8 protein-coding genes and 1 pseudogene are annotated in these 6,205 nt (G+C 53.9%); 4 read left to right on the forward strand and 5 right to left on the reverse strand.

The window, feature by feature from the left end; genetic code table 11:
- Positions 1 to 28: 28 nt before the first annotated feature.
- On the forward strand, positions 29 to 436 hold the full coding sequence (locus tag AC1DLB_RS23755; protein WP_477744280.1) for an SEL1-like repeat protein: 408 nt from the start codon (positions 29 to 31) through the stop codon (positions 434 to 436).
- Between the two features lie 102 nt (positions 437 to 538).
- On the opposite strand, the gene AC1DLB_RS23760 is transcribed toward AC1DLB_RS23755, so the two are convergent.
- From AC1DLB_RS23760 to AC1DLB_RS23770, 3 genes are all read right to left on the reverse strand, one after another.
- The gene (locus AC1DLB_RS23760) at positions 539 to 1,174 is read right to left on the reverse strand and encodes a hypothetical protein (protein WP_477785748.1); all 636 of its coding nucleotides are present in this window, start codon (positions 1,172 to 1,174) and stop codon (positions 539 to 541) included.
- Between the two features lie 102 nt (positions 1,175 to 1,276).
- Complete coding sequence (locus tag AC1DLB_RS23765; protein ID WP_477744281.1) at positions 1,277 to 1,483, reverse strand: hypothetical protein; 207 nt, start codon at positions 1,481 to 1,483, stop codon at positions 1,277 to 1,279.
- A gap of 108 nt (positions 1,484 to 1,591) precedes the next feature.
- Complete coding sequence (locus AC1DLB_RS23770; RefSeq protein ID WP_477785749.1) at positions 1,592 to 2,803, reverse strand: HEAT repeat domain-containing protein; 1,212 nt, start codon at positions 2,801 to 2,803, stop codon at positions 1,592 to 1,594.
- Between the two features lie 371 nt (positions 2,804 to 3,174).
- Here AC1DLB_RS23770 and AC1DLB_RS23775 point away from each other — a divergent pair, with 371 nt between their 5' ends.
- Complete coding sequence (locus AC1DLB_RS23775; protein WP_028940039.1) at positions 3,175 to 3,495, forward strand: hypothetical protein; 321 nt, start codon at positions 3,175 to 3,177, stop codon at positions 3,493 to 3,495.
- Positions 3,496 to 3,582: 87 nt separating this feature from the next.
- Here the strand turns inward: AC1DLB_RS23775 and AC1DLB_RS23780 are convergent, their stop codons facing one another.
- Together AC1DLB_RS23780 and AC1DLB_RS23785 are read right to left on the reverse strand one after the other, a co-directional pair.
- Positions 3,583 to 4,017: a DUF6678 family protein gene (locus AC1DLB_RS23780; protein WP_028940040.1), complete on the reverse strand. Its 435-nt coding sequence runs from the start codon at positions 4,015 to 4,017 to the stop codon at positions 3,583 to 3,585.
- A 194-nt stretch (positions 4,018 to 4,211) separates the two neighbouring features.
- Complete coding sequence (locus AC1DLB_RS23785) at positions 4,212 to 4,643, reverse strand: hypothetical protein (protein ID WP_477785750.1); 432 nt, start codon at positions 4,641 to 4,643, stop codon at positions 4,212 to 4,214.
- 269 nt (positions 4,644 to 4,912) lie between these two features.
- Between AC1DLB_RS23785 and AC1DLB_RS23790 the strand changes: the two genes are divergently transcribed.
- Both AC1DLB_RS23790 and AC1DLB_RS23795 read left to right on the forward strand, forming a co-directional pair.
- Positions 4,913 to 5,170 carry a hypothetical protein gene (locus tag AC1DLB_RS23790; RefSeq protein ID WP_477744283.1) on the forward strand — a complete coding sequence of 86 codons (258 nt, stop codon included), beginning with the start codon at positions 4,913 to 4,915 and terminating at the stop codon, positions 5,168 to 5,170.
- Between the two features lie 36 nt (positions 5,171 to 5,206).
- Positions 5,207 to 5,851, forward strand: a pseudogene (locus AC1DLB_RS23795) (DHH family phosphoesterase); the annotation flags it as partial.
- Between the last annotated feature and the right edge of the window lie 354 nt (positions 5,852 to 6,205).

A 6,205-nucleotide genomic window follows, 5' to 3' on the forward strand; every position in this document is an offset into this window, starting at 1 on the left:
CGAGTACCCCGAGTCGGCAGAAGCCTGAGTGTTCCTACGACTCAAGGCGCGGGCCGGTTACTGGCTGGCCCGCCGGTTGTTCCACTGGTCGTGGTTTGTGCGCCAACCGCGCGGCTGGCGCTGGCTCGAGGGCCAGTTCGCGCGCATGGCCAACCTGGGCGATGTCGCCGCCCAGAGCTTCTACGGCCACATCCTGACCTTTCGCGGCGTCGGTCTTGGGGCTCGCGAGGAGGGTGTGCGATTACTGCGCCTGGCCGCGTTGGCGGGGGATGGCAAGGCGGCGTATCAGGTGGGCGTGATCTGCCTCGCGGGGACGCCGAGCAAGGCACCGGATCCGGTGGAAGCGGCGCGGTTTTGGCGTATTGCCTTGAAGGCCGGGCATCCGTTGGCTGAGATTAAGTTGAAAGAGTTGGCGAGTGACGATACTGCGCAGTGATTCGATGTCCTTCGATGAGCAAGCGTTGTGGGGGGGATCTAACGATGGTCAATTGTAAATTCTGTGGCGAGCTGCTTCGAAAAACGGCGGTGGGCCCGTTACCTATTGATCAACAACCCCGTTATAAACAACAGTCCCGGCTCCCTCCTTCTTAACCGTAAGCTTATTCCCCTCCGCCACGGCCTCAACCAACTCAGAACACCCATCCACCACCCGCGTTCCATCAACACGCTCAGCCTTGCTGTCAAAACTGAAAACATAAGTAGATGCCGGACAACCATTCCCTCCCTCTCCCGTGGAAACCACCACCACATATTTACTCGGCCCAAACGTATAAGCCTTTTCAATAGACACGTAACCGGTGTACTCAGCCTGCTCCACAATTGATTCCATGAGATTCACCACGCCAGCCCGCGATTGATAATTCAGAGCGGTCCCCATCTCCTTGGTCTCGGTAGTGAAAGGCCCTGCTCGCTCGGCACTCACGGGCAAGGTTTCATAGGCAACACCGGGAGGCGCAGGTGGTGCAGGCTGCGCGATTTGCGTCGTGGCGATGGGCTTTACAATGGGGCTTTGCAGGGGCTCAGGGATATCGCATTGGCCATTTTTGCAAATGAAATCCCCKTGGCAGTCGATATCTTCCGAGCACTGGTTCGTTTCTTCGAAGGTGCTCTGGTCAGCCTTGGCGTAGCTGACGACGGCCAGAGCCAGGAGGGTGCAGGCAAACAGACGCTTCATCTGTGAAGTCCTTTTCTTGGATGGTGGCCTGATGATAACTGCAAATCTTCGGGGATTGTCCCCTGGTTGCGTTCTTGCGAATCGCTTAGTGGCTCCTGGCATTCAGGAAAAAGGGATACGATCAATTTCGTGCTGACTCATTGCTCGCCAGTCGCTCGGGACAATGCCGTACTCGGCCTCTGCGCACTTCATGGTCTCCTCCAGAGTCAGCATGAGGTGGTCGTCTTCGATTTGCAGTGCCTGGTAGTCCTCGAAGCGGATTTCAAGATAAACCGGGGCGTCACCTTCGACCTCCAAGCCGAACAGCACGATGGCAGTGACCCAGGGGCGGGAGTTGTGGGTCTTACGGACATTTGCAAAAAGGGGTCGAGCGGTTGCAAATCGGAAAAAGGGACTGACTTTTTTGAGGGAAATAAATCAGTTCCCTTTTTGCTGCTTCGGGTCGGTCCGCATGACTTCAAAATGACGTAGCCAAAAAGCCTGTGCACCTGTTTCAGTGCTCAGCCGCCCCAGTAGGTACGCCACCTGCTGCCAACCCGGCCTCAATTGAAGTATCGCTTGGCGGCGTGCCGTCGACAGTTCATGCCAATCCCGATCTAATTTGTCGCCTGATCCAGGGGTCACAGATTTCCAAGGTTGCTTGTTCAGTTGAGCGACTGCGGCGTAAAACACTTTGTCTGATGGGTCGTCAAGCGCCCTCAGCAACTCGGTCAATTGGTTGTCGCCAAGCAGGCGTATGGCCGCTTGCCGCACGGAGGAATAGTGAGAGCGCATCGCTTCTGTTAGCCACCGCTTGTCCAGAGGGACTTTAAGTTCGGTTGCCAAGCCAATAATACCGAGCCAATCCTGTTTCCGTGGTGGAAAGCCCAGATTCAATTTCTCCGTCAGGATGGCGCTTGCATCGACGTTATGGCGTACTGCTGCCCAGCGCGCCAAACTACGGATCGAGGTCGATGCATCCAGCAAGGCCTGGCGCAACAATGGCTTCGGATCGTCGACCAACGGCAGTAGGGCGCGCAGCACGCAAACACGCACTTTGGCGCCGGGTCGTGATAGGGCTTCAAGTAACAGTGGTGATGCTTGCGCAGCTGGTAAATCTTGACATGCTGACACGGCAGCTAACCGTACGGTCAGCTCGCGATGGGYCAGGGCGTCCCTTAAAAGCGTCTCCGGCGCTGAGTCCTTTTCCAGCAATAGCGCAAACAGATAGCGCGCAGCTTTACCTTGTTGCGAAAGGAAATTGGCGTAGACCTCAGTCTTGATCTCGGGTGACTGCAGTACAGAGCGAGCGGCCATGAGCGTGGGACCATGATCGGCTCTTCGGCGCGCGGCCAACGCTATGAGAGGTTCCAGCGCGAACAATAGCGCCTGAGCCTGGGATGGAGTCATATAGTGATTCAGCCCCTCCAACGCTAGATCGCGAATCTGGGGTACCCAGTCGTTCAAACGCTGTATCAAAGCTACTAACGCTTCAGGAGAAGGATTATTGCACAGCCCCCTGACAGCGACTTCTCGAATGAAGCCGTTGTAGTGAGTACTGACCTCTATCCATTTTCCATTGTCCTCTGCATTCCCTAGCAGTTCCAACGCTTCGTTTCGCCGCTGTTCCGCCAATGAGGAAGCCGGCATTTGCTGGTTCTTCAGTCTACCCAGCCATTCCCTTATTAAGTTCATTTTTTAATCCTTTTAATGCTCGTGCGGGCTGTCTTGTTAACACTTTAACCAATTTCTCAGGTCGACTGCATTCAGTTGGAAAGGATGCTTCCGGCCGATTTCTGCCTGTCGTGAAGGGGGCAGTCGACCCAAACCTGTCATCTGAATTGCGTTCATTGACATGCACGTCAGCCGCCACGCTTAAAATCGTGCCGATGATTTACTGATCTCAGACACAGGCTGATCGGTTGGGTAAGCTGGGAGGTTAYGGTCGCACCGCTAGTGGAATCTGACAGGATAAGTGGATTCAGGTGCGTGGGGGATTTTTGTTTACCTTATGAGGCACCATGGACTCTTCTTTTGACGAATTGATCGACAGGGCGATGTATCTGGGCGTACATCAAGTTGCATACCCAATTGATATCTTAGGTACTGCTAGGTTGTTAGCAGAGCACGCATCCGACGATGCGGACTTTGAAAAGATACTTTCACTGGTTTCAGACCCAGAGAACCATTTTACTCGCTGGGCCGCCATACGAGCCATTGTGATCCTGGGGCCTGCATCGGTGGCCAAAGCCCGCGAAACGCTGAGCGTCCGGATGACGCTTGAGGATTTTCCTCTCGCCCGACAAGAACTACACAATGCGCTGGCTTCGACGACAGGGTGATGCGGTCACCCTGAAAACGGGATTAGCTGTCAGCGACTATGCTATATGGGGCCCTTGAGACAATGAGTCTCCTTTTTTCGCAGACTATTATACTGGCGGAAAATCTTCATACGATTTTGGGAAGTATCCCCAAATTCTCAGAACGTCGGCGCGCACGTCAAACTCGAAGCCAATTTGTGCGACCACCTTCGATATTTCGTCTGTATGGTCAATGGTTGTACTTGCAAGCAGCCTTCCTTTTGAGGGGGCGGCTTCTGACAAGCCAATGTCGAACCATTCGACGGACGCAAATGGAAACGGCAGATGGTAAAACCACTCGACATCCCACCCTGAGACATATCCAGTGACGGACTTGGATCGGTAAGACGGACGCCAACCCTGACACTGGCGGAAATGGTTGATCAGCTCATCCCACTTGGTATTGTTCGATGCACTTGCCAAGTTTCTCGTAGCTATGGCAGCATGGATTTTCTTCCGTATTGCATCATCATGGCCCGCACCGGACCTCGGTAGCTCGCTCATATTCAGTTCTATCGATTTTTTAGTCTATGGAAAAGGGGACTGATATATTTTTAAGGAAATAAATCAGTCCCCTTTGTCATGCTTTGTCATGGTCAATTATAAATTCTGTGGCGAGCTGCTTTCGCCTGTGGATTCAGCCGGTCGATGCAAGCCCGCTTCCAGCCCAAAAGCGATAAACTCTCAATTTGTGAAAGCTAACCTCTAAGGGTACGCATTATTTCCTGGACCACCGGCTTCGTGTATTTCTCACTCGGGTCAGTCTCCGGAGGGTCGTTACTGCGGATCCATTCACCTTGATCGAATGCTTGGTAAAGCGAGAAAGCGGGCTGAGGCATTTCGTTAGTCATGCCCACTYCAATCACGGCATTTATGATCCCGTTCATGACGCCGTCGCAAAAATCATAGATCAAAGATCCCTGTAGATAGCCTTCCGCAACCGTGACGGACAGCTCGTTCAGCACATCTTGCGGTGCTACATCAAACTTCTCGCAAGTGGCGGCAAGATTACTCAGCGTTAAACCGTCTGCTTCAGCTTTCACCGAAAGCTCCTTGAGTTCATTCTTCGGTAACACCCTGATCATGAGCTTCTTCCGGTTAGGTGCGACGGTAACGMTTGCATCACTCATAAGGCTTTCCGGCCAACAGGATGGCCGCACAGCGCTGCCACACGTTCAATACCATGCTGCAATATGGCTTCATGGACGGTCAACTTCGGCTACAGGCAATGTTCGCTTCGGGTCGGTCCGCATGACTTCAAAATTCCTCCAGTCCGTCATRTTTTCGCAATGAAAGCATACGAGTCTTGTCGGMAGAAAATWGGGCATTACAGARTKTTTCGGCACGMTAATGTGCTGTTTTAATTATGGAAAATGGATTTTAAGGACAGCCGATGTCGATGTCTTGTCAGATCATGGATAAATCTGAGAGTGGTGGATGCGGGTGCAAGATCCAGAAGATTCTGTTGCAAACTGCAACAGCCAATACGGTTTCGGATGACAAGGTGGTATTGGGCTTTGAGTCTTTTGATGATTGCGCCGTCTATGACGCAGGTGAGAAATATCTTTTATTCATCACCGATTCTTTCTCCCCGCTAGTCAACGATCCTCATGTCTTCGGCCAATTGGCAGCCAGCAATGCGGCCCACGTGTCATGAGGGTGGTGACCTCAGGCTCGGCGTATCTGGACATCGGACCATCACCCAGGCTTTGAAAACTATTGGGCGCAGAAGCTCGGACCTGCGGCAGACATCCTGCCGATCGGCGCAGCGGCAACGCTGATTTTTCAGCATTGGGAAGCGGCAGGGCTGTTGCCGCTGATCAGCGAAAAAAGTGCTGCGTTGCTGGCCACGGCAATTCTGGACAATACCCTGAATTTCACAGGGCAGTTGACCACCCAATCGGATATCCGGGCTTATGAAGTCCTCGCACGGCGGGCGAAACTGGAAGCGGACTGGCCCGAGCGGTATTTCTCCGAGTGCCAAGCCACTATCGAGTCAGACCTGATTGGCGCGTTGGCGGTTGATATGAAGCGGCTGAAAGCCGATAGCAACCTGCCGCAGGTTTTCGCGCAGATGGCGGTGTGGGATGCCAGCGCGCTGATCCGAACGCATCGGTCAACGATCGGTCACTGGCTGGCGGGGCAGGGTGGAGACTGGCTGTTGAACGTCATCAGCATCCGCGAGTGCAAAAGCTACTTTCTGGCTGAGCCCTTGGTCAGCCAACAAAAGTTGAGCCATTTGCTGTCGATCGAATGGCAGGCCGGAATGGCTGTGCTTGAGCGCTCGCTGCTACGTAAGGAGTTGTTGAGGTTGGGGTTGGCCGCATCTCCGTTGTAAGTAAACCGCCTCTGGTTTTGTAGATACATCGAAGGGCTGCTTTTGGCTGCGGATTCAACCGGTCGACCGCATGCTCGGATGGACTATACCGCATCGAACCTAACCTCCAGCGATGCTTGTATCCCGTCGAACGTTCGACATTCCCCCCGCGATTTGCAAGGAGGAGATCGAGCGTCCTGTCGTTTTACCAAACGCCCTTTTCCTCAAAGACTCAGGCAGTTAGGCCCCCTGGCCAAATCGCGTATAGCGTGCTCACCCGCTCCTGCCCCAACTCGTAGGCGTAGAACCCTACGCTGACTTCCCGGGGCTTCGCCCGCCACTCTGCCGAGCTCTCGGTCGCAGCATCGTCCACCC

The organism is Pseudomonas sp. 05N434 (genome assembly GCF_056396965.1).